This window comes from Isoptericola sp. NPDC058082, from assembly GCF_042885055.1.
Lineage (GTDB): Bacteria > Actinomycetota > Actinomycetes > Actinomycetales > Cellulomonadaceae > Isoptericola.
The window spans coordinates 84,039-104,970 of the sequence record NZ_JBHVSQ010000006.1 but is presented as its reverse complement, the minus strand read 5'-3'; the positions used below and the strand labels follow the sequence as shown (position 1 = coordinate 104,970).

The following is a 20,932-nucleotide window of genomic DNA, read 5'->3' as shown; positions in this document are numbered from 1 at the left end:
CGGGCTCCTCAGACGCGCACGTCCGGGCGCGGGTGCACGCCGCGGCGCGGGATCGTGGTCCCGTCGGCGAACCGCACGCAGTCCTCGAGCCGCGCCTCCACCGTGCCGCCGCCGAACTGCTCCGCGTAGAGCCGCGCGTACAGCCCGCCGCGCTCCAGCAGCTCGGCGTGCGTGCCGTGCTCGACGAGGCGGCCGTCGGCGATCCCGAAGATCACGTCGGCGTTCATGATCGTGCTCAGCCGGTGCGCGACAGCGAACGTGGTGCGGTCGGCCATCGCCCGCTCCAGCGCCCCCTGAACGAGTCGCTCGGTGGCGGTGTCGAGGGCCGACGTCGCCTCGTCGAGGATGAGGATCCGCGGGTCCTTGATGAGCACGCGGGCGATCGACAGCCGCTGCTTCTCCCCGCCCGACAGCCGGAAGCCCCGCTCCCCCGTCACCGTCTCGTACCCGTCGGCGAAGCTCATGATCCGGTCGTGGATGTTCGCCGCGCGGCACGCCTCCACGATCTCCGCGTCCGTGACGTCGGCGCGGGCGTAGCGCAGGTTCTCCGTGATCGTGCCGTGGAACAGGTACGGCTCCTGCGTCACCATCCCGACGACGTCGGCGAGGCTGCCGAGCGTCACGTCCCGCACGTCCGTGCCGTCGACCAGCACCGCGCCGCGCGTCACCTCGTGCAGCCGCGGCACCAGGTACGTGAGCGTCGTCTTGCCCGAGCCCGACGGCCCCACCAGCGCGGCGAGCTGGCCCGGCCGCACCCGCAGCGACACGCCCTGCAGGGCCCAGCCCTCGGCGTCGCCGCCCGTGCCCGCCGGGCGGTCGTGCGACGGCGGGTCGTCCTCGACGGGCACCGCCGCGGCCAGCCCGGGCGCCGACGCCGCGGACATCACGTAGGTGGCGGCGGGGTCGGTGAGCGTCGCGACCACGGGCACCTCGAGCGCGCGGTACCCGCGCCCGGACCGTCGCCCGGCGGGGCGCGGTCCGCCGCCCGGCCGCGCCGGCGGCGCGGAGACGTCCCGCGCCTCGGGGTAGCGGAACCACACGTCGCGCAGCTCCACCTCGCCGCGCGTGGCGGCCTTGTCGAGCACCCGCGCGTCCGGCCGGTCGGTGATGGCGGGCTCGAGGTCCAGGTACTCGAACAGCCGCGAGAACAGCGCGAACGACGTCTGCACGTCGAGCGTGACGCGCATGAGGCCCACGAGCGGCTGCTGGAGCCGCGACTGCAGCGTCGTGAACGCGACGATCGTGCCGGCGGTGAGCACCTCGCCGCCGATGAGGGTGCCGCCGTTGATGAGCAGCCCCGCCACCAGGTACACGATCGCCGGCGTCAGGCCGAAGAACGTGGAGACGATCGAGAAGAACGTCTGCCCGGTCATCGCGTTCTTCACCTGGAGCCGCGTCTGGCGGCGGTTCTCCCGCCGGTAGCGCGCCACCTCGACGTCGGACCGGTTGAACACCTTCGCCAGCAGCACGCCCGAGACGCCGAGCGACTCCTCGGTGATGGCCGTCATCTCGCTCAGCGACTCCTGCGTGCGGCGCTGGAGCCGCTTGCGCCGCCGCCCCACGCGCACCTGGATCACCACGAACACGGGCATGAGCACCAGCGTGATGATCGTCAGCTGCCAGCTCAGCAGCAGCATCGACACGAACGCGGCGGCCACCGTGACGACGTTCTGCAGGATCGTCGTCGCCGTCGAGGTGAGCACGTTGCGCACGCCGGAGACGTCGTTCGCGAGCCGCGACTGGATGTCGCCGGTGCGGGTGGAGGTGAAGAACGCGAGCTCCATCTTCTCCAGGTGCTCGAACAGCGCCACGCGCAGGTCCGCCATCGCGCCGTTGCCGATCCGGGTGGTGAGGTACGTCTGCCCGACGCCGATCAGCGCGCTCACCATCGGGATCGCCACCAGCCCGGCCACGAGCCAGGCGAGCAGCCTCAGGTCGGGCTCGCCCACCTGGCCCGCGGCGTCGGTCGGGAACAGCGCGTCGTCGAACACCGCGCGGGTGAGGAACGGCGCGACGCTCGTCAGCGCGGCGGCCGCCACCACCGCCACCGCGACCAGCACCAGCTGGGCCTTGTACGGCGCGAGCAGCGCGGCGATGCGGCGCAGCACGGGCTGGTCGGGCGTCCCGGCGATCGGGCCCGTGCGGGCCGGTGACGACGGGGCGGCGGACGCGGAGCTTCCGGGGTCGGCCATCTGCCCATGCTCACGCGCGGCCCGCCGGGGCGCGCGGGATGCCGGACGGGTCGGGTGGCGTCAGGAGGTCGCGGCCCACCGCGTGGTGCGGCTCGCCAGGTCCGTGATCCCGACGCGCCCGGTGGGCGAGAGCGTCGTGACCCGTCCGCGCGCGGCCCACCGGCCGGCGTAGCGGTCCGCGAGCGCCGCCTCCGCCGAGGTGTCCCCCGCGTCGGCCGCCACGAGCAGCGCGGCGACCTCGTCGGCCAGCGCGTCCAGCTCGTCGGACGTCGGCTCGGACGACGGCTCGGCGCCGTCCGCCCGCGCCTCGTGCGCCCAGAGCTCGGTGACGCCGGGGACGTCGTCGGGCGTCGCGCCCCACACGTCCCACAGCAGCACCTCGTCGCGCATCCGGTGCGCCAGCTCGAGCAGCACGTAGCCGCGCACGAAGTCCCGGCCGCCCAGCTCAGGGATCCCCGGCGCGACGCCGTACGACGCCGGGTCGACCTCCCCGGCGCTGATGGCCTGCCACACCTCCGCCGCGGTGGGGAACGGCGACGCCGGCCCGGTCGGCATGTCGCGCACGTCGAAGTCCCACGGCCCGTCCGGGGTCAGCTCCGGGTCCCAGCGCACCCACCGCCCCGCGCCGTCGTCCTCCCCCTCGGCCCAGTGCTCCACCACCACGTGGTCGTGGAAGAACGGCGGCTCGAAGTACCCCGCGAACCCGATCCGCGACCGGGCGGGCACGCCGTGCTGGCGCAGCACCCCGAGCGCGAACAGCGTGTGGTCGCGGCAGCAGCCGGCCACCTGCCGGGCGTGGTCGCGGGGCGCGGCCAGCGGACCGGCCTGCCGGGCGACGGCGCCGTCGAGGATCGAGGACAGCCAGCGGCGGTCGATGTCCGCGGACTGCTCGTCGGTGAGCTCCGGGTTCCCGGCGCGGTAGTGCACGATCGTCGCGCACGCCGCGGCGCCGGCGCTCGCCGGGTCCGGGCCGACCGCACGGAGCAGGTCGGCATGCGGGCCCGGGTCGGAGAAGGCGCTGTGGCGGGCGTAGTCCGCGAGAGTCGGCGCCGTCGTCGTGCCCTCCGCCGCGTCCGAGAGGGGTGCCGTCGTGTCCATGCCCTGCTGACCTCCGTCGTCGTGGGGACTCATCGGCCCGCACGCGCGTCGTCGTCAGCGGCGGGACTCGAAGAAGTCTCGCAGGATTCCCCCGCACTCGTCCTCACGCACCCCGCCGACCACCTCGACCGCGTGGTTGGCGCGCTGGTCGCGCACGAGGTCCCAGACGGAGCCCGTGGCGCCGGCCTTCGGGTCCCAGGCGCCGAGGACGAGCCGCTGCACGCGCGCCGCGACGAGCGCGCCCGCGCACATGACGCACGGTTCGAGCGTGACGACGAGCGTGCAGCCCTCGAGCCGCCACTCGCCGCGCGTGGTGGCGGCCTGCCGCAGCGCGAGCACCTCGGCGTGCGCCGTCGGGTCCCCGGTCTCCTCGCGCCGGTTGCGCCCGAGCCCGACGAGCCGGCCGTCCGCGTCGACGACGAGCGCGCCCACCGGCACGTCGTCGCTGGCCAGCGCGTGCGACGCCTCGTGCAGCGCCAGCCCCATGAGCGCGTCCCACACCGCACGACGCCGGCTGACGGTGTGCGGCGGGAACTCGCCGTCCGCCCAGGGCAGCGCGAGGCCGGAGCCTGCGGGGCCGGGGGCGGCGTCGGACGTCACAGGGCCCAGGCTAGCCGCGGGACGTGCCCCGGGCCCTCGCGCCGGTACCGTGGGGCCATGCGCCTGCACGTCGCCGACCACCCGCTGGTGGACCACAAGCTCACCGTCCTCCGCGACGAGAAGACCCCGTCGGCGACGTTCCGTCTCCTCGTCGACGAGCTCGTGACCCTGCTCGCCTACGAGGCGACGCGGCACGTGCGCACGGAGCCGAAGGAGATCCGCACCCCGGTCACCACGACCACGGGCGTGCGCCTCAGCGACCCGAGCCCCATCGTGGTGCCGATCCTGCGCGCCGGGCTGGGGATGCTCGAGGGCATGACGCGGATGATCCCGACGGCGGAGGTCGGCTTCCTCGGCCTCCAGCGCGACGAGTCCACGTACGAGGCCGTCACCTACGCGAACCGCCTGCCCGACGACCTCACCGACCGGCAGGTCTTCCTGCTCGACCCGATGCTCGCCACCGGCGGCACGCTCGTCGCGGCCATCGACTACGTGCTGGAGCGCGGCGCCCGCGACGTCACCGCCGTGTGCCTGCTGGCCACGCCCGAGGGGCTGAAGGTCCTCGAGGAGGCGATCGGCTCGCGGGTGGACGTCCAGATCGTCGTCGCCGCCGTCGACGAGCGGCTCAACGACCAGAAGTACATCGTGCCCGGCCTCGGCGACGCCGGGGACCGGCTGTACGGCATCGTCTGACGCGTCCCGCCCGGGACGCCCCGGGGACGGCTCAGCGGTACTCGCAGTCCCCGACCCGCTCCCAGGCCCGGCCCCACCCGTGGCCCCGGCCGCGGTCCCCGTCCTGGCGCTTCTGGGCCTTCTCCTCGGCCTTCTCCTGGGCCTGCTCCTGGGCACCGCGCCCGACGTAGCGGTAGTTCGCGCCGTGCCACGAGGCGACGTCGCCCACCTCGTACCCGCCGCCCCAGCGGACCCGGGCGGCGCACCAGCCGGTCGTGCCCGTGAAGGGCTCGACGGCGAGCTCGACGGACCAGTCGCCGGCGCCCACGGTGTAGGTGGCACCGTCACGCCCCCGCACGGTGCCGCCGTCAGCGGTCAGGCTCTGCCGGGCGGGCACGGTCACGTCGACAGACGCGCCGTTCGAACCGCGCACCGCGAAGTCCTGCGGCACCGAGGAGCCGGTGTTGTCCAGCACCACCGACACCGCCCGGGTGGACGTCGAGCGCCCGCGCTCCTTCTCCACCTGCACGGCACCCGGGTCCAGCCGCGCCTGCGGGTCGACGACGACGCACGACACGGCGTCGTGCTCGAAGGTCCGCTCGACCGACCGCGTGCGCTGCTCGATCTCGCGGGAGAGCCGCACCGTGACGTGGCCGGCCTCCGCCGTCAGCCCTGCGGGAGCCGTCGTGAGCCTGGCGCCGGAGCCGGGCTCGACGGAGGTGTCGTCGCCGCCGCCCGCGAGGCGCGCCTTCCAGGGCACACCGCCACCGTTGCGCACGTCGACCACCACCTGGGCGCGGTCCTCCACGCACCGCGTGCTGACGGCCACGTCCACCGACCCGGGCCAGGCCACGGTGGCGCAGCTCTCGAAGCCGGGCACGTCCACCGTGGCGAGGTCGCGCCCGTCGGCGGTGACCGCCAGGCTGCGGGTGCCCCACCGCACGGACACCGTGAGGGTGCCCGTGGCGCCGGCCGCGACCGTCGCGGCACGACCGTCGCCCGCCCCGTCGGCCACCGCGAACCGCACCGCGTGCGTGGAGGCGCTGTTGTCCACGGGGACGGTGACGGTGCGCCACGACGTGTCGGCGGACTCGTCGAACCGGCACTCGGTCGCGGCGAGCGTCACCGGCCCGCCGACGGCGGGCGCGAGCGTCGCGGCGGCGTACGACGCCGTCGGGGCGACGGCGGGCACCACGCCCTGCGCGGGCTCGTCGCCGTCGCGGTCGGCCACCCAGCGGTACAGCTGGAACTCGGCGGCGCCCGCGGAGAGCGACGAGCGGTCCGTGGCGGCGACGAAGGTGGCGCTCTCCCCCGGCGCGAGCCGCTTCTGCTCGGTGCTGACGCCGGCCGCGGTCATCCCGACCCGCATCGACTCGTCGCTGGTGTTGGTCAGCGTGCCGCGCACCTGCAGGCGGCCGTCGGCGTTCACGGTCTCGGCGGACTTCGACACGGCCCAGCTCGGGTCGTAGCACTCCGCGGAACCGTGCGTCCCGGCGGGCACGGTGGTGCGGTAGGTCTCGCCGCCGAGGGTCGTCGCGACCGTCCACGTGGCGGCGCCCGCGGGGACCCGGAGCCCGTCGGGCACCTGCACGGTGACCGACGCGCCGGGCGCGACCTCCTGCGCCGCCGCGGCGGTGTCGCCGGCGGCGTCGAGCCGCACCGCGAGGCTCTGGTCGGTGAGGTTGACGTACGTGCCCTCGACCACGGAGGAGGCCGTGCTCACGCCGCCGACGGCGGTGCAGCGGGCCTCGACCGCGCGCGCCCCCGAGGCCGCGCCCGCCCACGACTGCGCCACCGTCACCGCCGCGTTGCCGCCCACCGTGTGCGGGGATCCCGGCAGCTGGGGTGCGGCGGAGACCGTCATCGGGCCCGGCGCGGCGGAGCCGTCCGCCACGACGCGCAGCCGGACCGTCCGCTGCTCGCCCGGCGCCAGCGGCGCTGCGTCGGGCCGGGCCACGCAGGTCCAGACGGCGCCGGCCGCGGAGTCGCCCGTGCCGGGCACGCACACGAGGTCGCCGTCGGTCGTGACCGGCCGCAGCCCCGCGGGCACGCCCAGCTGCACCGACCAGGCGGCGGCCGGCTGGTCGCCGGTGTTCCGCACCGCGACGGGCACCCAGGCCGCGCCCGGGTTCGAGACCGGGACGGCGTCGCCGCTCGAGGCCGTGAGCTCCGCGCCGTAGGGCCGCACGGTGGTGGGAGGCAGGGCGATGTTCTCCCGCCCCACGCCGTCGGCCCAGACCGCGACACCGATCGCGTAGCTGCCGCCGGAGTGGGCGCGCACCGGCACCGAGACGTCGCGGGTCGCGCCCGGCTCGAGCGTGCCGACGGTGCAGCGCGCCGTCCTCCCGGTGGTGTCCCCCGGGGTGCACGACAGGGCGTCGGCGGCGAGCACGTCGCCGAGGGCCGCGCCCGCCGGCGCCTGCGGCGTCGCCAGGTCGACGCCGTCCGGCAGCGCGACCTCGACGACCGTCGCGCTCGCCGCCGCCTTCCCCGTGTTGCCGACGGTGAGCACCAGGGACTGCGGCGCGCGGGGCTCGAGCGGCGCCGCGGCGGCCGTGACCGTGAGGTCCGCGACGGGGGCGAAGAGCGTGGTGCCGAGCAGGTTGACCGGGCTCGTCGGGTCGGCGGTGGGCTCCGGCGGGTCGGCGGCATCGTCCTCGGCGGGCTGCACCGCACCCTCGCCGGGCTGCTCCCCGGGCGGGGTCCACGGTGCGCCCTGGACGGTCACCGGCGCCGGCGGCACCGCCGGCGGCTCGTCGCCGCCGCCGAGCGCGTTGAGCACGGTGACGACCCCGACGGTCGCGACGGCGACAGCGCTGGCCGCCGCGGCGACGCTCGCCGTGCCGACCGCGGCGGCCGTGCCCGCCGTCGCGGCGGCCGTCGTGCCCGCGGTGGCGGCGGTCGCCGTGGCGGCACCTGCTGCCGTGGTGCCGGCGGTCGCGCCTGCCGTCGTGCCCGCCGTCGCCGCCGCCGTCGTGCCGGCGGCCCCTCCCGTGACGCCCGCGCCACCGGTGATGCCCGCGCTTCCGACCGTGGCGGTGCCGACGGTGCCCGACGCGGCCGTGCTGCTGCCCGCGACGGCCCCCACGCTCCCGACGCTCCCGGCGCCCACGGCGCTGCCGGCCCCCACGCTCCCGGTCGCGACGGCCCCGCCCAGGGCGCCACCGATGGGTAGCGCTCCCACGACGGCGAGGCCCGCGATCCCGACGATCAGCGGCGCCACGACCGCCCGCATGCCGTGCGCGATGTCCCCGAGCTCGAGCACGAGGGACCGGCACTCCCCGCACGTCTCGAGGTGCGCGTCGACCTTCGCGACCTCGCGCCGGGCGAGGCCGCCGCGCACGTACGCGCCGAGCAGCGGGTTCACCACCCGGCAGCCGTCGGTGGGCGCGTGCGTGAGGTGCTCCTGCAGGTAGCCGACCCGCAGCCCCTCTCGGGCGCGGTAGGCGAGCGCGGACACGCCGTTGGGGGTCAGGCCGAGGATCGGGGCCACCTCCGCCGGCGCGCGTCCCTCGATCTCCGTGTACCAGAGCACGGCCTGCCAGCGCTCCGGCAGCGCCTGGTAGGCGTTCTTCACGACGGAGTGCTCGAAGCCCTCGAACGTCGCGACGTCGGTGGGGTCGACCAGGCCGAGCGCGGCCTCGAACGTGCCGTCGTCGGACGTCGGGCGGGTGCGCTTCACGCCCCGCGCGAGGTCGGCGGCGAGGCGCCGCACCACGGTGAGCAGGTAGGCCCGGAACGTCGCGTCCGGGCCGCCGCCGTGCTGGAGCACGTCGAGCACGCGGTGGAACGCCTCGGAGACCAGGTCGTCCGCGTCGGCCGCCGACCGGACGTACTGCCGGGCCACGGCCCGCGCCGCCGGGAGGTGCCGGGTGTAGAGGGCCCCGAACGCCTCGAGGTCCCCACCGCGCACGTCGAGGATCAGCTCGGCGTCACTGCGCGCCGAGTCGTCCGACCCCACGTAGACGTCCGTCATGGCCGACCTCGCTCTGCACCCGATGCTGCGCGAAGGCCACACGCAGACCCCCGTACTTTACGCGCCGGGAGCACCTGCTCGCGGGGTGAACTTTGGGCCGAGATCCGCGGGATTCCGTGCCTCAGGCAGCGGAGAGGGCTATCCCGGGGCACCTACCGATGAAAGTCGGCCACAACTGCGTCATGATGGCTGCCCATGGCGGTCCCTTCATCATGAACCGGTCCACGAGCGGGCCCCCCGACGCGCCCGAGCACGTCTCGGACGTGATCGACCGCTGGCGCGCGACGAGCCTCGCCGAGGTGTGGCTGCGCCCGGACGACTGGTACCACCCCGCCGTGGACGCCCTCGTCGAGGCCTTCGACGACGGCCGGTCCCCCCACGCCGCCGCCCACCGGCTCGGCGCCGCGCGCGGACGGGCCGGCGTCGGCCTGGGCGAGACGCTGGACGACCTCGAGTGCCTGTACCGCTCCGCCCATCACCCGGCCGACCCCGACGCGGTCCGCGCCGTCGCCGTCGGGTGGGTGCGCGGCCGCGACGCCGAGCCGGCGCTCGGCGCCCTGCGCGACCCCAGCTCCGGGCTCCCCACCCGCGAGTACCTGGCCGAGCGGCTGCGGGAGACCTACGGCGCCGCCGTCGGCGCCGACCAGGACGTGCCGGACACGCACTGCCTCGTCGTCGTCGACGTCGCCGTCGACGGGCTCGCCCCGTGGGACCGCGCCGCACGCTCCGCGACAGTCGGCCGCGCCCTCGAGCAGGTCTACGGCGAGGGCCACCCGATGGCCGCCCTCACCGACGGCGTGTTCGTCGTGCTCGCGCGGCGCGACACGGGGGTGCCCGACCTGGCCAAGGCCACCCGCGGGGTGGTGGAGCGCAACGCCGCGCTCATGGGCCTCGGAGACGCGCTGAGGCGCCCCACCCGGGTGTGGGTGGAGCGCCTCCCGACGTCGCACGCCGCCGCCGTCGAGCTGCTGACGCAGCTGGCCCGCTAGCCGTACCGGCCCGGCACGGCCCCGGTCAGGTGCCGCGTCAGTGCTGGGCGTACGTGAGGCAGTCGGCGTGGCTCTCGTCGTCCGGGCCGGGGCCGACGCGGATGGCCGACGCCGCGCACTCGAGGTCGGTGTTGTGGACGCAGTCGCCGCGCTGGCACGCGCCCACGTGGGCGACGACCTTCTCGAGGCCGCCCTTCGCGCTCAGCGGGATGAAGGTGGCGCACGCCGCGTCGCCGCTGTGCCCCGCGATCGTCACCGCCCCGGCGTGGCAGCCGTGGTCGTGGTTGTAGCCGCAGCCCTCGACGGTGCACTCGGTGACCTCGGGCATCTCCATCAGCGTGCTCATGGTGCGCTCCTCGCCGCTCGACGCCGGCTCTCGCCGCCTTCGACCACGATATTCCTCTCGCACGGAAATGCACAGCGAATGCGGGATCGAATTCACGGCGTATCGAATAAGGAATACCTTACCTATTGCACCATGAATTAGCGAAGAATTGCGTTGCGAAAAGACGTCAGCCGCGGCGGTGCGGGCGCCACAGCACCAGCGCGCCCTCCTCGGCCTCGATGTCGGCCCGGAGGTCGGACCGCTCCGCGCGGCGCACGCGCTGGCCGCGGCGCACGACGACGACGTCGCCCGTCGAGCCCGCCGTGAACACCCGGCCGCCGGGCTGCATCGCGAGCGCCGCGAGCCGGCCCTCGAGCTGGGCGACGTGCTCCTGCAGGTCGAGGATCCGTCGGATCCCGGCGAGGTTGATGCCCTCCACCTGCGCGAGCCGCTGCACCTCGAGCAGGCGTGCCACGTCGCGCTGGGAGTAGCGGCGGCCGCGCCCGGGGGTCCGGCGCGGCGTGACCAGCCCGAGGCGGTCGTACTGCCGGAGCGTCTGCGGGTGCATGCCGGCCAGCCGGGCCGCCTGCGACACGGTCAGCACCGGCGCGTCCTCGGTGACCATCGCTACCTCCCTCGCTCGGTGCCTCCGGCCGGTCAGCCCGCGCCTCGCCGCGGCGTCACTCCGCCGCGCGCTGCGCGAGCCCCGCCCGCACGTCCTCGTGGTCGCTCTCGGCGGCGAACGCCTCGAGCGCCTCCTTCGCCTTCTTGCTGAGCTTCTGCGGCACGGCCACCTGGACCGTGACCAGCAGGTCGCCCTGCGTCTTCGTGGTCCTCACGCCGCGGCCCTTGACCCGCAGCACCCGCCCGGTGGGCGTGCCCGCCGGCACCTTGAGCCGCACGGTGTGCCCGTCGAGCGTCGGCACCTCGACCGTCGTGCCCAGCGCGGCCTCCGCGAAGGTCACGGGGACCGTCATGCGCAGGTTCGCGCCGTCGAGCGTGAAGACGGGGTGCGGCGCGACGTGCACGGTGACCACGAGGTCGCCGGCGTCGCCGCCGCCCGAGCCGGGACGCCCCTTGCCGCGGATGCGCAGCTTGCGGCCGTCGTTCACGCCGGCGGGGATCTTGGTCTTGACCTTGCGGCCGTCCACCGTGAACTCGACGGTGGCGCCCTCCACCGCCGTGCGGAACGGCAGCGTGGTCTCGGCCGCGACGTCCGGGCCCTTCTGCGGAGTCGTGAAGCCGGCGCGCTGCCGGCCGCCGCTGCGGAAGCCGCCCTGGCCGCCGAGCATGGAGCTGAGGATGTCCTCGAAGCCTCCGCCGCCCGCGCCGCCCTGGGGGTACTGCTGGTAGCGCACGTTCGGGCCGGCGCCGCCGCCGAACATCGAGCCGAAGACGTCCTCGAACCCGTTGCCGCCACCGCCGCCCGGGCCTGCCGCGAAGCGGGCACCGCCTCCGGCCATGGCGCGCACGGCGTCGTACTGCTGGCGCTGCTCGGAGTCGGACAGCACGGCGTACGCCTCGCCGATCTCCTTGAACTTCGCCTCCGCCGACGCGTCTCCCGGGTTCTGGTCCGGGTGGTACTGGCGCGCGAGCTTGCGGTACGCCTTCTTGATGGCCGCGTCGTCCGCGTCCTTGGGGACGCCGAGAGCGGAGTAGAAGTCCTTCTCGATCCAGTCCTGACCTGTCACGACGCCCTCCTTCCTGTCATTGTCCGCGAGATCGACCCGCCCGTCGCGAGAGCGGCCCTCGAAGGGTCGGTCTCACGACGGGCAGGTCGATCTCGCGGGTGGTGTCACTCGGGGCCGACGACGCCCACGCGGGCGGCTCGGACGACCCGCTCGCCGATGCGGTAACCGGGCTCGACCACCATCGCGACGGTCGTGCCCGTCGCCTCGGGGTCCACGTTGTGCATGAGCGCCTCGTGGACGTTCGGGTCGAACTCCTCCCCGACCGCGCCGAAGCGCTCGATGCCGAACCGCGCCAGCGACGCGTCGAGCTTCTCCGCGATGGCCGCCATGGGCCCGCTCAGCTCGGCGTGCTGCTTGGCGCGCTCGATGTCGTCGAGCACCGGCAGCAGCGCGGCGAGCACGTCCTGCGTGCCCTGGGTCCGCGCCGCCTCCTGGTCGCGCAGCGACCGGTTGCGGTAGTTCGTGAACGACGCCCGCTCGCGCTGCAGCGCGTCCAGGTGCTGGGCCGCCTCGGCCTTGGCCGCGAGGACCTCGGCGCTCTCGGCGGCCTCGCCCTCGGGCTCGAAGTCGAGGGCGGCGAGCGGGTCGTCGCCCTCCCCCGCGGCGGCGGGCTCGGAGGCACGCGCCTCGCCCGACTGCGGGTCGACCTTGCGCTTGTCGGTGAACTGGAAGGGGGTCTCCCCCGAGCCCTCGGAGTTCTCCGGGGGCTCGGGGACCGACCGCTGGTTCTCGTCCGTCACTTCTTGTCGTCCTCGTCGTCGACGATCTCGGCGTCGACCACGTCCTCGTCGGGAGCGGAGGTCGCGCCCGCGGCAGCGGCCGCGTCGTCCTCGGCCGCCTGGGTGTCACCCGCGGCCTGCTCCTGCTCGGCCGTGGCGTAGAGCGCCTGGCCGATCTTCTGCGAGGACGCGCCGAGCTTCTCGTACGCGGACTTCACGGCGTCGGCGTCCTCGCCCTCCAGGGCGGTCTTGACGCCGGCGATGTCGGCCTCGACCTCGGTCACGACCTCGGCAGGGAGCTTGTCGCGGTTGTCCGCGATCTGCTTCTCCATCGAGTACGCGAAGGCCTCGGCCTGGTTGCGGGTCTCCGCCTCCTCGCGACGCTTCTTGTCCTCGGCGGCGTGCTCCTCGGCGTCCTTCACCATGCGGTCGATGTCCTCCTTGGGGAGGGCCGACCCGCCGGTGATCTTCATCGACTGCTCGGTGCCCGTGCCGCGGTCCTTGGCGGACACGTGCACGATGCCGTTCGCGTCGATGTCGAAGGTGACCTCGATCTGCGGGACGCCCCGCGGCGCCGGGGCGATGCCGGTGAGCTCGAAGGTGCCCAGCGGCTTGTTGTCGCGGGTGAACTCGCGCTCGCCCTGGAAGACCTGGATCGCCACGGACGGCTGGTTGTCCTCCGCCGTGGAGAAGATCTCGCTGCGCTTGGTCGGGATGGCCGTGTTGCGCTCGATGAGCTTGGTCATCACGCCGCCCTTGGTCTCGATGCCGAGGGACAGCGGGGTGACGTCGATGAGCAGCACGTCCTTGCGCTCGCCGCCGATGACGCCGGCCTGCAGGGCCGCGCCCACGGCGACGACCTCGTCCGGGTTGACGCCCTTGTTGGGCTCGCGGCCGCCGGTGAGCTCCTTGACGACCTCGGTCACGGCGGGCATGCGGGTGGAACCACCCACGAGCACGACGTGGTCGATGTCGGAGACCGAGATGCCGGCGTCGCGGATCACCGCGTGGAACGGCGCCTTGGTCCGGTCGATGAGGTCCTGCGTCATCTGCTGGAACTGCGCGCGCGTGAGCTTCTCGTCCAGGTGGACGGGGCCGTTCTCGCTCATCGACAGGTACTGCATCGAGATGGTGGTGCTCGTCGCGGACGAGAGCTCCTTCTTGGCCTGCTCGGCCGCCTCGCGCAGACGCTGCAGGGCGATCTTGTCCTTGGACAGGTCGACGCCCGCGCTGTTCTTCACCTGCTTGATGAGGTGGTCCACGATGCGCTGGTCCCAGTCGTCGCCGCCGAGGCGGTTGTCGCCGGACGTGGCGCGCACCTGGATGGTGGAGAAGTCGTCCTCGTCCTTGCCGACCTCGAGGAGCGAGACGTCGAACGTGCCGCCGCCCAGGTCGAAGACCAGGATGAGCTCGTCCTCCTTGCCCTTCTCCAGGCCGTAGGCGAGGGCCGCCGCGGTGGGCTCGTTGACGATACGCGTCACGTTGAGGCCCGCGATCTGGCCGGCGTCCTTCGTGGCCTGGCGCTCGGCGTCGTTGAAGTACGCCGGGACCGTGATGACCGCGTCGGTGACGGGCTCGCCCAGGTACTCCTCGGCGTCGCGCTTGAGCTTGCCGAGCACCCGCGCGGAGATCTCCTGCGCGGTGTACTTCTTGTCGTCGATCTCGACCGACCAGTCGGTGCCCATGTGGCGCTTGACCGACGAGATGGTGCGGTCGACGTTGGTGACCGCCTGACGCTTGGCCACCTCACCGACGAGGACCTCGCCGGTCTTGGAGAACGCGACGACGGACGGCGTCGTGCGCGACCCCTCCGCGTTCGCGATGACGGTGGGCTCGCCGCCCTCCAGGACGGCGACCACCGAGTTGGTGGTACCCAGGTCGATACCGACTGCTCGAGCCATGTGTGCTGCCTCCATGCGTACGTCCGGACGCCTGTGCGCCCGAGGTTGAGTCAACTGCACTCAACGTAAATCTCGGCGTCCCCGCCTCGCAAACCGCGGGCGCCAAAGTTGAGTCTGTATGGCTCAACCTTGCTCGGGGCGCCGATATTCCCCCAGGTGGCCCCTGCTGTTCGCCGTGAGCGAACAGCAGGGTCGCCACCAGAACGGCGCGGCGCTCAGATCAGCTCGACGCGGTCGGCCTGCGGTCCGCGGTCGCTCTGGCGCACCTTGAACCGGACCCGGTCGCCCTCCTCCAGGTACTCGCCGCCCTGCACGACCGACACGTGCACGAACAGGTCCGCACCCCCGGCGTCGGGGGTGATGAAGCCGAAGCCGCGGTCCGCGTCGTAGCGCGCGACGGTGCCCTCACCTCCGCGCACGGGCCCGCCGGACGCCGCGGGACGGCCCGGCCGGCCCCGGTCACGGTCGCGGTCCCGGTCGCGCCCCGCGTGCGAGCCGGAGCCGCGCACGAGCCGCACGTCGCGGGCGTTCGGCCCCTTGTCGCCCTCGACGACGTCGTACGTCACACGCGCGCCCTCGGACAGCGAGGTCAGGCCCGGGCCGAGCGCGTTGACGTGGACGAAGAGGTCACCGCCGCCCGCGTCGGGAGCGATGAACCCGAAGCCCTTGGTGTCGTCGAACCAGGACACGGTGCCGTCCGCGCCGTCGGAGGCCGCCCGCGCCGCCTCCGCGGCGAGCGGGAGCAGGTGGTCCGCCTGCGGTCCCTTCTCCCCCTCGACGACCATGAACGCCACCCGCTGGCCCTCGGAGATCACCCCGCCCCCGACGATCGCCGAGCTGTGCACGAAGATCTCGCCACGACCGTCGTCGGGCGTGACGAAGCCGTACCCCTTGGCCGGCTCGTACCAGGCGACCGTGCCGAGCACGCCCACGGGCGCGTCGGCGGACCGCTCGCCCGTGACACGGACGCGGCGCGCCTGGGGGCCGCGGTCGCCCTCGCCCACCTCGAACTCGACGGCCTGACCCTCGCGGAGCTGCTTCGGCCCGTCCTCGCCGACGATCTCGGACGCGTGCACGAAGAGGTCCTCGGCCTCGTTCCCGAGGTCGATGAAGCCGAACCCTCGGTCGGCGTCGAACCATCGGACTGTTCCCTGGGGCACCTGGTACTCCTCGTCTTGGCAGATAGTGCTCCCCCCAGTGTCGCGCGGAGTACGGTCCCGACGAGAATCGCCAGGTGACCCGCGACAGGACGCCCCCGCCCACCGCCCGCCTGAGGTTCCGCGCGATGGGCGCGGACGACCTCGACGAGATGGCCGCGCTCCTCGGCGACCCCGACGTCATGGCGTACTACCCCGCCCCGAAGACCCGCGCCGAGGCGGCGGCGTGGATCGCCTGGAACGAGGAGAACTACTCCCGCCACGGGTACGGGCTCTGGTTGCTGGAGACCCTCGACGGCACCTTCGTCGGCGACTGCGGGCTCACGTGGCAGCGCGTCGGTGCCGAGGTCCGGCTCGAGGTCGGCTATCACGTCCGGGGCGACCTGCAGGGGCGCGGATACGCGACCGAGGCCGCCGCCGCGTGCCGCGACTTCGCACGCGACACCCTGAGGGCGCGCGAGCTCGTGGCGATCGTCCACCCCGACAACGCGGCGTCCCGTCGGGTCGCCGAGAAGCTCGGCATGCGGCACGTCGCCGACGACACGACCGGGGCCGTCCCCGCCCGCACCGTGATGGGCATGGACCTGCGCCCGCACCCCTGAGCACCCACGTGCTCCCGGGCGCCCGCCTCAGAGCGCCTTGCGCATCTGCTGCGTGACGACGGCGTACCCCGCGGAGTCGTAGAGCGACACGGCGGCGGCGTTGCGGCCGAAGACGTTCAGCTCCAGCGCGGTGGCGCCGGCCTGCCGGGCGGCCTCCTCCGTCGCGGCCAGCAGCGCACGCCCCAGGCCCTGACCGCGCCGGGACTCGACGACCTCGATGTCGTAGAGGAACGCGATCCCCGCCGTGGTGTGCGGCGGGTCCAGCGCCACCCAGCTGCGCCCGACCGGCTCCCCGTCGGCGTCGACGGCGAGGTTGACGAGCATCCCCTCCGTCGCCGGTCCCCGCGGCAGGAGCCGCGCCGACTCGTCGCGGGCCCGCCGCACCGCCCCCTCGTACGGCCAGCGGCCCGCCGCGACCTGCTCCGCCGCGTAGTCCGCCGCCAGGGCGTCCTGCCACTCGTCGAACTCGGCCGGGGTCATCGGGCGCAGCGTCACCGTCGTCATGCAGAGCATGCTGGCACCCCTCGTCCGCCGGCCGCGCAGGGTGCGGGCGACCGAGCCGGCCGCCAGATGCCGTACGGTCGGCGTCGATGACCGAGTTCTGGCACGACGCGGCGCTGCCGCAGCTGGAGGCGCGACGGTCCTGCCAGGACGCCGCGTGCTACCGCCTGCACTCGCACGACCGGTTCTCGGTCGGACTGATCGACGCCGGCACGACGACGTTCACCGGTGCGGACGGCGCTCCCCTGCCGCTCTCCGCCGGCGACGTGATCCTCGTGCCCGCCGGTCACGTGCACTCCTGCAACCCCGACCGGGGTCGCTGGGAGTACGGGATGATCCACGCCGACCAGGACTGGGTCGCGGGCCTGCTGCCCGCCGGGGCGGACGCCCTCCTGGCCGGCATCACCGTCCTGCGCGACCCCGGCGCCTACCACCGGGTGCGCGCCGTGGAGGACCTGCTGTTCGCACCGGGCGACGGGAGACGGGTGGACGGCGCGCGGGTCGAGGAGGCGCTCCGCCAGGCCCTGCGCACGTGCGCGACGGCGTCGCCCCACCGCCGGATCGCCCCCACCACGGACGACGCGCTGCTGGAACGTCTGCGACCGGTGCTGGCCCGGCTGCACGACGACGCGTCGAACCCGGCCCTCGACGAGCTGGCCGCCGTCGCGGGGATGGACCGGTACGCGCTGGTGCGGACGATGAAGCGGGCCACCGGGCTCACCCCGGTGGCGTGGCGCCACAACGACCGGGTCACCGCCGCGCGGGCGATGCTGCGCGCGGGCACGCCGCTCGCCGAGACCGCGCACGCGCTCGGGTTCGCCGACCAAAGCCACTTCCACCGCGTGTTCCGCGCCCACGTGGCCGCCACCCCCGGCGCCTACCGGCGCTGACGCCGCGCCGGGCGGTTGCCCTCGGGCGGGCGGCGGCGCCCCGGTCCGTCCAGGTGCAATTTCGTCCAAGACCGCGACGGCGGGCTCGCCCGAGCATGCCCGCATGGAGCAGTTCCTCGCCGTCGCCGTCGCGCACTTCCTCGCCCTGCTGATCCCCGGGGCCGACTTCTTCCTGATCGCCCGCACCACGATGACCAGCGGCTGGCGCAGCGCCAGCGGCGCGTGCGTCGGGATCGCCTGCGCGAACGGCGTCTTCGTCGCGGTGGCGTTCGGCGGGCTGTCCGCGATCACGAACCCGGCGGCGCTCCTGGTGGTCCAGGGCGCCGGCGGCGTGTTCCTCGTCGTCATGGGGATCGCGTTCGTGCGCGCCCGGGTCGACGTCGAGCTCGCCGCACCGGCCAGGCTCGGCCGCGGCTCGTGGACGCGGAACCTCGGCCTCGGGCTCGCGTCCGGGCTGCTCAACCCGAAGAACGCGCTGTTCTACGTCAGCCTCGCCGCCACCCTCACCGCCGCGTCGCCCGGCACCCGCGCGCTCTACGGCGCCTGGATGGTCGCCGTCGTGCTGGCGTGGGACCTGTTCGTCGCCGTCGCGCTGGGTTCCGAGCGGGCGCTCGCGCGCCTGGCCCGCCTGCTGCCGTGGCTGACCAGGGCCGCCGGCGGCTTCCTCGTGCTGCTGGGGCTCGGGATGCTCGTCACGCTCGCCGCGGGCCTGGTGCGGTGAGCGTGACGGACCCGTCAGTCGTCGACCGGCTCGCCGGTCGGGTCGTGCGCGACGACCGCGTCGAGCAGCGCGCCGCCGACGGGCTCGCGGTGCCAGTCCACCAGCCGCCAGCCCGACCCCGGGTCCCCCTCGACCTCGATGAGGCCGGTGTTCGCGAGCGGGGTGTGCGCCAGCTCCTCGACGTCCAGGCCGCGGACGCGCGCGCCGGACCACGAGCGGATGGCGGCGCCGTGGGAGACGGCGAGGACGACGTCGTGGTCGCGCGCCGCGAGCGCGGCGACCGCGTCGTCGAACCGGGCGAGGAACGCGTCGCCGTCGGGCCCGCCGGGCATGCGTCGCGACCGGTCGCCGCGGGACCAGGCGAACACGGTCTCGAGGTAGGTGTGGTGGTCGGCGAGGTCGGACGACATCTCGAGGGAGCCGGCCTCCACCTCGCGCAGGCCGTCGAGCACCGTGGGGCGCAGGTCGCGGGCGGCGGCCAGGGGGCCGACGGTGTCCGAGGTCCGCACCAGCGACGACACCGCGAGGGCGTCGATCCGCCGTTCCTGCAACGCGGTCGGGACGGCGGCCGCCTGCTGCTCGCCCAGCGGGGTCAGCCGGGGGCCGGGGGCACCGGTGTCGAGCAGCCCCGCCACGTTGGAGGGGGTCTGGCCGTGTCGCAGGAGGAGGAGACGCATGCCCCCAGGGTTTCATCCCGCGCCGCCACCGACGGCCTGGCGCGTCCGCGGCACCCGGCCGGCACCCGCCGACCCTCAGTCGAGCACGGCGTCGGCCTCGATCTCGACGAGCACGTCCGGCTCGAACAGGCTCTCCACGCCGACGAGCGTGGCGGGCGGCCACGGCTGCGGGATGCCGAGCTCCTCGACGACCTCCTCGATCCCCGCCACGAGGTCGCCGTACCTCTCCGGCCGCCAGCCGACGACGAGGAAGCGCAGGCGGACCACGTCGCCGAACCCCGCTCCGGCGCCGGCCAGCCCCCGGGCGGTGTGGCGCAGCGCCCGGGCGACCTGGCCGGAGAGGTCGCCGACGGCCGCCGGCGACCCGTCGGCGTCGCGGCCGACCTGCCCGGCGACGTGCACGTGCCGGGAGCCCACGCCGATCGCGACGTGGTGGTACGGGACGGGGTGGAGCATGCCGGGCGGGGTGCGCAGGTCGACGGTCACGGGACGTCCTTCCGGTGGGGCGATCAGGTATCCCGTGTCTACCTGGTCTCCTCAGGCCACTTCAACGAGACTAGGTGTCGTGAACGAGACCGCCCCGGCCCTGGCCCCTGCCCACCGCGAGCTGCTCGACCAGGTGCTCGACAAGTGGTCCCTGCAGGTGCTCGAGTCGCTCTGCGAGCGGCCCCAGCGGTTCAACGAGCTGCGCCGCAGCATCCCCGCCGTGACCCAGAAGTCGCTCACCGCGACGCTGCGGCGGCTCGAGCGCAACGGCATGGTCGAGCGACGGCTCCTCAGCTCCCGCCCGGTCGCCGTCGAGTACCGCGTCTCGGGGCTCGGCAGCACGCTCCAGGACCTCGTGGACGCCCTGCTGGCCTGGTCCGCGTCCGTCCTGCCCGACGTCGAGGCGGCCCGGGAGGCCTTCGACGGCCCCGGGCCCGACGCGGCGCCGCTCAGCCGCTGACGGCGGCGGCCGGCGTGGCGGCCGGCGTCCGACCGCGGGCGCCGAGGTACCGGGCCGCCAGCAACCCGAGGCCGCCGGTGAGGACCTGCACCCCGCCGACGACGACGAGCACCGGACCCGCGCCCACCACGCCGATGACCGCGCCGCCCACGAGGAGCCCGAGCGAGGCGCCGCCCGAGTGCAGCACGGTCTCCGCCGTGAACGCCGCGCGCCGCTCCGCCCCGGAGGTGCGCTCGCTGATCAGCGCGTTGAGCGCGGCGATCCCGAACGGCGTCGCCAGCCCGCCGACGGCGGACACGAGGGCGACGCCCACCACGCTCGGCACCACCGCGGGGAGCGCCGCGAACGACAGGCCGAGCACGGCCCAGGTGCCGACCGCCGTCGCGAGGCGCGGCAGCCGGTCGACGAGCAGCGGCGCCGCCAGCGACGCGGCGACCGACGTCGCCCCGTAGCCGCTCATCCCGGCCGCGATCAGCGCGCCGGGCATCCCGTGCTCCACGCCGAGGACCGCCAGCCCGAGGCTGAAGCCGAACCAGCACAGCCCGCCGACGCCCGCCGCGGCGATCCCCACCGCGACCTGCGGGTGCGCGCGCAGGACGGCGAGCACCGCCGTCGGCTCCTCCTCGCCCCGCGCCGGCGCGCGGCCGTCCGCCCGCGGAACCCTGAGCATCGCCGCCGCGGCCACCAGCACCACGGCGGCCTGGCACCACAGCAGCGGCTCCGCGCCCCACGCCACGACCAGCCACGCGCCGAGCGGCGGCGCGAAGATCATCGACACGCGATGGGCGAGGTCCTGCCACGCGAGCCAGCGCGCGGCGGACGCGCCCGCCCCTCCTGCCCCGCCACCGTGCCGTCCGACGTCCGCGAGGTCGGCGACGAGCGCGCGCTCGGCCGGCCCGAGCAGCGCCCCGGCGACGCCGGTCACGAGGCCGGACGCGCACAGGCTGACCGCGCCCACCTGGCCGACGAGCGCCGCGAGCGGCACGATCGCGAGCCCCGCGGCCTGCACGAGCATGACGGGGGCGAGCGCCCGGCCGGACACCAGCCGCTCGCGCAGGCCGCGGCCCCACCAGCCGACCGTCAGCAGCGGCAGCCCCGACATGCCGCCCACGAGGCCCGTGGCCCACGCCTCCCCCGTCTCGGCGAGCGCGACGAGCGGCAGCGCGACGGCGGTGATCCGCGCCCCCACCCAGGTGAGGAACGTGATCGCGGTGAGGATCAGCAGGGGACGTCGCATGCCTCGATCCTCCGCACCGGCGGCCGCCGCCGGTAGAC

The 20,932-nt window shown here is 74.9% G+C and carries 20 protein-coding genes; 6 read left to right on the top strand and 14 right to left on the bottom strand.

The window, feature by feature from the left end; all coding sequences use genetic code 11:
- Nucleotides 1-8: 8 nt before the first annotated feature.
- Genes ACFVS0_RS10555 through ACFVS0_RS10545 form a run of 3 tightly spaced genes read right to left on the bottom strand, consistent with a single transcriptional unit; the run spans nucleotide 9 to nucleotide 3,890 of the window.
- A complete protein-coding gene (locus ACFVS0_RS10555; RefSeq protein ID WP_430587915.1) occupies nucleotides 9-2,192 on the bottom strand; it encodes an ABC transporter ATP-binding protein in 2,184 nt (727 codons plus the stop codon).
- A 60-nt stretch (nucleotides 2,193-2,252) separates the two neighbouring features.
- Complete coding sequence (locus ACFVS0_RS10550) at nucleotides 2,253-3,290, bottom strand: hypothetical protein (RefSeq protein ID WP_430587914.1); 1,038 nt, start codon at nucleotides 3,288-3,290, stop codon at nucleotides 2,253-2,255.
- A 54-nt stretch (nucleotides 3,291-3,344) separates the two neighbouring features.
- A complete protein-coding gene (locus tag ACFVS0_RS10545) occupies nucleotides 3,345-3,890 on the bottom strand; it encodes a nucleoside deaminase (protein ID WP_430551410.1) in 546 nt (181 codons plus the stop codon).
- A gap of 57 nt (nucleotides 3,891-3,947) precedes the next feature.
- Between ACFVS0_RS10545 and upp the strand changes: the two genes are divergently transcribed.
- Nucleotides 3,948-4,583: a uracil phosphoribosyltransferase gene (gene upp / locus ACFVS0_RS10540; protein WP_430551411.1), complete on the top strand. Its 636-nt coding sequence runs from the start codon at nucleotides 3,948-3,950 to the stop codon at nucleotides 4,581-4,583.
- 31 nt (nucleotides 4,584-4,614) lie between these two features.
- Here the strand turns inward: upp and ACFVS0_RS10535 are convergent, their stop codons facing one another.
- Nucleotides 4,615-8,538: a sigma-70 family RNA polymerase sigma factor gene (locus ACFVS0_RS10535; RefSeq protein ID WP_430587913.1), complete on the bottom strand. Its 3,924-nt coding sequence runs from the start codon at nucleotides 8,536-8,538 to the stop codon at nucleotides 4,615-4,617.
- Between the two features lie 212 nt (nucleotides 8,539-8,750).
- Between ACFVS0_RS10535 and ACFVS0_RS10530 the strand changes: the two genes are divergently transcribed.
- A complete protein-coding gene (locus tag ACFVS0_RS10530; protein WP_430563344.1) occupies nucleotides 8,751-9,527 on the top strand; it encodes a hypothetical protein in 777 nt (258 codons plus the stop codon).
- A 37-nt stretch (nucleotides 9,528-9,564) separates the two neighbouring features.
- Here the strand turns inward: ACFVS0_RS10530 and ACFVS0_RS10525 are convergent, their stop codons facing one another.
- The 6 genes from ACFVS0_RS10525 to ACFVS0_RS10500 form a co-directional block, all read right to left on the bottom strand.
- A complete protein-coding gene (locus ACFVS0_RS10525; protein WP_430551414.1) occupies nucleotides 9,565-9,873 on the bottom strand; it encodes a DUF1540 domain-containing protein in 309 nt (102 codons plus the stop codon).
- A 166-nt stretch (nucleotides 9,874-10,039) separates the two neighbouring features.
- Entirely contained in the window at nucleotides 10,040-10,477 is a 438-nt protein-coding gene (locus tag ACFVS0_RS10520; RefSeq protein ID WP_430551415.1) for a heat shock protein transcriptional repressor HspR, read from the bottom strand.
- Between the two features lie 55 nt (nucleotides 10,478-10,532).
- Nucleotides 10,533-11,543 carry a DnaJ C-terminal domain-containing protein gene (locus ACFVS0_RS10515; protein ID WP_430585209.1) on the bottom strand — a complete coding sequence of 337 codons (1,011 nt, stop codon included), beginning with the start codon at nucleotides 11,541-11,543 and terminating at the stop codon, nucleotides 10,533-10,535.
- A 104-nt stretch (nucleotides 11,544-11,647) separates the two neighbouring features.
- Nucleotides 11,648-12,283, bottom strand: a complete 636-nt coding sequence (gene grpE / locus ACFVS0_RS10510) for a nucleotide exchange factor GrpE (RefSeq protein WP_430585210.1) — start codon at nucleotides 12,281-12,283, stop codon at nucleotides 11,648-11,650.
- Nucleotides 12,280-14,163 (bottom strand): molecular chaperone DnaK, encoded by a 1,884-nt coding sequence (dnaK, locus tag ACFVS0_RS10505; protein WP_430551418.1) that lies wholly within the window; start codon nucleotides 14,161-14,163, stop codon nucleotides 12,280-12,282. The genes grpE and dnaK overlap by 4 nt, the downstream gene beginning before the upstream one ends.
- A gap of 215 nt (nucleotides 14,164-14,378) precedes the next feature.
- Nucleotides 14,379-15,323, bottom strand: a complete 945-nt coding sequence (locus ACFVS0_RS10500) for a cold-shock protein (RefSeq protein ID WP_430587912.1) — start codon at nucleotides 15,321-15,323, stop codon at nucleotides 14,379-14,381.
- 74 nt (nucleotides 15,324-15,397) lie between these two features.
- On the opposite strand from ACFVS0_RS10500, the gene ACFVS0_RS10495 reads away from it, so the two are divergent.
- Nucleotides 15,398-15,922, top strand: a complete 525-nt coding sequence (locus ACFVS0_RS10495) for a GNAT family N-acetyltransferase (RefSeq protein WP_430587911.1) — start codon at nucleotides 15,398-15,400, stop codon at nucleotides 15,920-15,922.
- A 27-nt stretch (nucleotides 15,923-15,949) separates the two neighbouring features.
- Here the strand turns inward: ACFVS0_RS10495 and ACFVS0_RS10490 are convergent, their stop codons facing one another.
- Nucleotides 15,950-16,426, bottom strand: coding sequence for a GNAT family N-acetyltransferase (locus tag ACFVS0_RS10490; protein WP_430587910.1), 477 nt, complete (start codon nucleotides 16,424-16,426; stop codon nucleotides 15,950-15,952).
- Between the two features lie 86 nt (nucleotides 16,427-16,512).
- Between ACFVS0_RS10490 and ACFVS0_RS10485 the strand changes: the two genes are divergently transcribed.
- Both ACFVS0_RS10485 and ACFVS0_RS10480 read left to right on the top strand, forming a co-directional pair.
- The gene (locus ACFVS0_RS10485) at nucleotides 16,513-17,313 is read left to right on the top strand and encodes an AraC family transcriptional regulator (RefSeq protein WP_430587909.1); all 801 of its coding nucleotides are present in this window, start codon (nucleotides 16,513-16,515) and stop codon (nucleotides 17,311-17,313) included.
- Nucleotides 17,314-17,416: 103 nt separating this feature from the next.
- A complete protein-coding gene (locus tag ACFVS0_RS10480) occupies nucleotides 17,417-18,034 on the top strand; it encodes a LysE family translocator (RefSeq protein WP_430551422.1) in 618 nt (205 codons plus the stop codon).
- Nucleotides 18,035-18,048: 14 nt separating this feature from the next.
- On the opposite strand, the gene ACFVS0_RS10475 is transcribed toward ACFVS0_RS10480, so the two are convergent.
- Nucleotides 18,049-18,711 (bottom strand): histidine phosphatase family protein, encoded by a 663-nt coding sequence (locus ACFVS0_RS10475; RefSeq protein WP_430551423.1) that lies wholly within the window; start codon nucleotides 18,709-18,711, stop codon nucleotides 18,049-18,051.
- Nucleotides 18,712-18,786: 75 nt separating this feature from the next.
- On the bottom strand, nucleotides 18,787-19,197 hold the full coding sequence (locus ACFVS0_RS10470) for a RidA family protein (RefSeq protein WP_430563348.1): 411 nt from the start codon (nucleotides 19,195-19,197) through the stop codon (nucleotides 18,787-18,789).
- 79 nt (nucleotides 19,198-19,276) lie between these two features.
- Here ACFVS0_RS10470 and ACFVS0_RS10465 point away from each other — a divergent pair, with 79 nt between their 5' ends.
- Complete coding sequence (locus tag ACFVS0_RS10465; protein WP_430563349.1) at nucleotides 19,277-19,657, top strand: winged helix-turn-helix transcriptional regulator; 381 nt, start codon at nucleotides 19,277-19,279, stop codon at nucleotides 19,655-19,657.
- Here ACFVS0_RS10465 and ACFVS0_RS10460 read toward each other — a convergent pair.
- Nucleotides 19,647-20,894 carry an MFS transporter gene (locus tag ACFVS0_RS10460; protein WP_430587908.1) on the bottom strand — a complete coding sequence of 416 codons (1,248 nt, stop codon included), beginning with the start codon at nucleotides 20,892-20,894 and terminating at the stop codon, nucleotides 19,647-19,649. The two genes, ACFVS0_RS10465 and ACFVS0_RS10460, sit on opposite strands and share 11 nt — an antisense overlap.
- Nucleotides 20,895-20,932 lie beyond the last annotated feature (38 nt).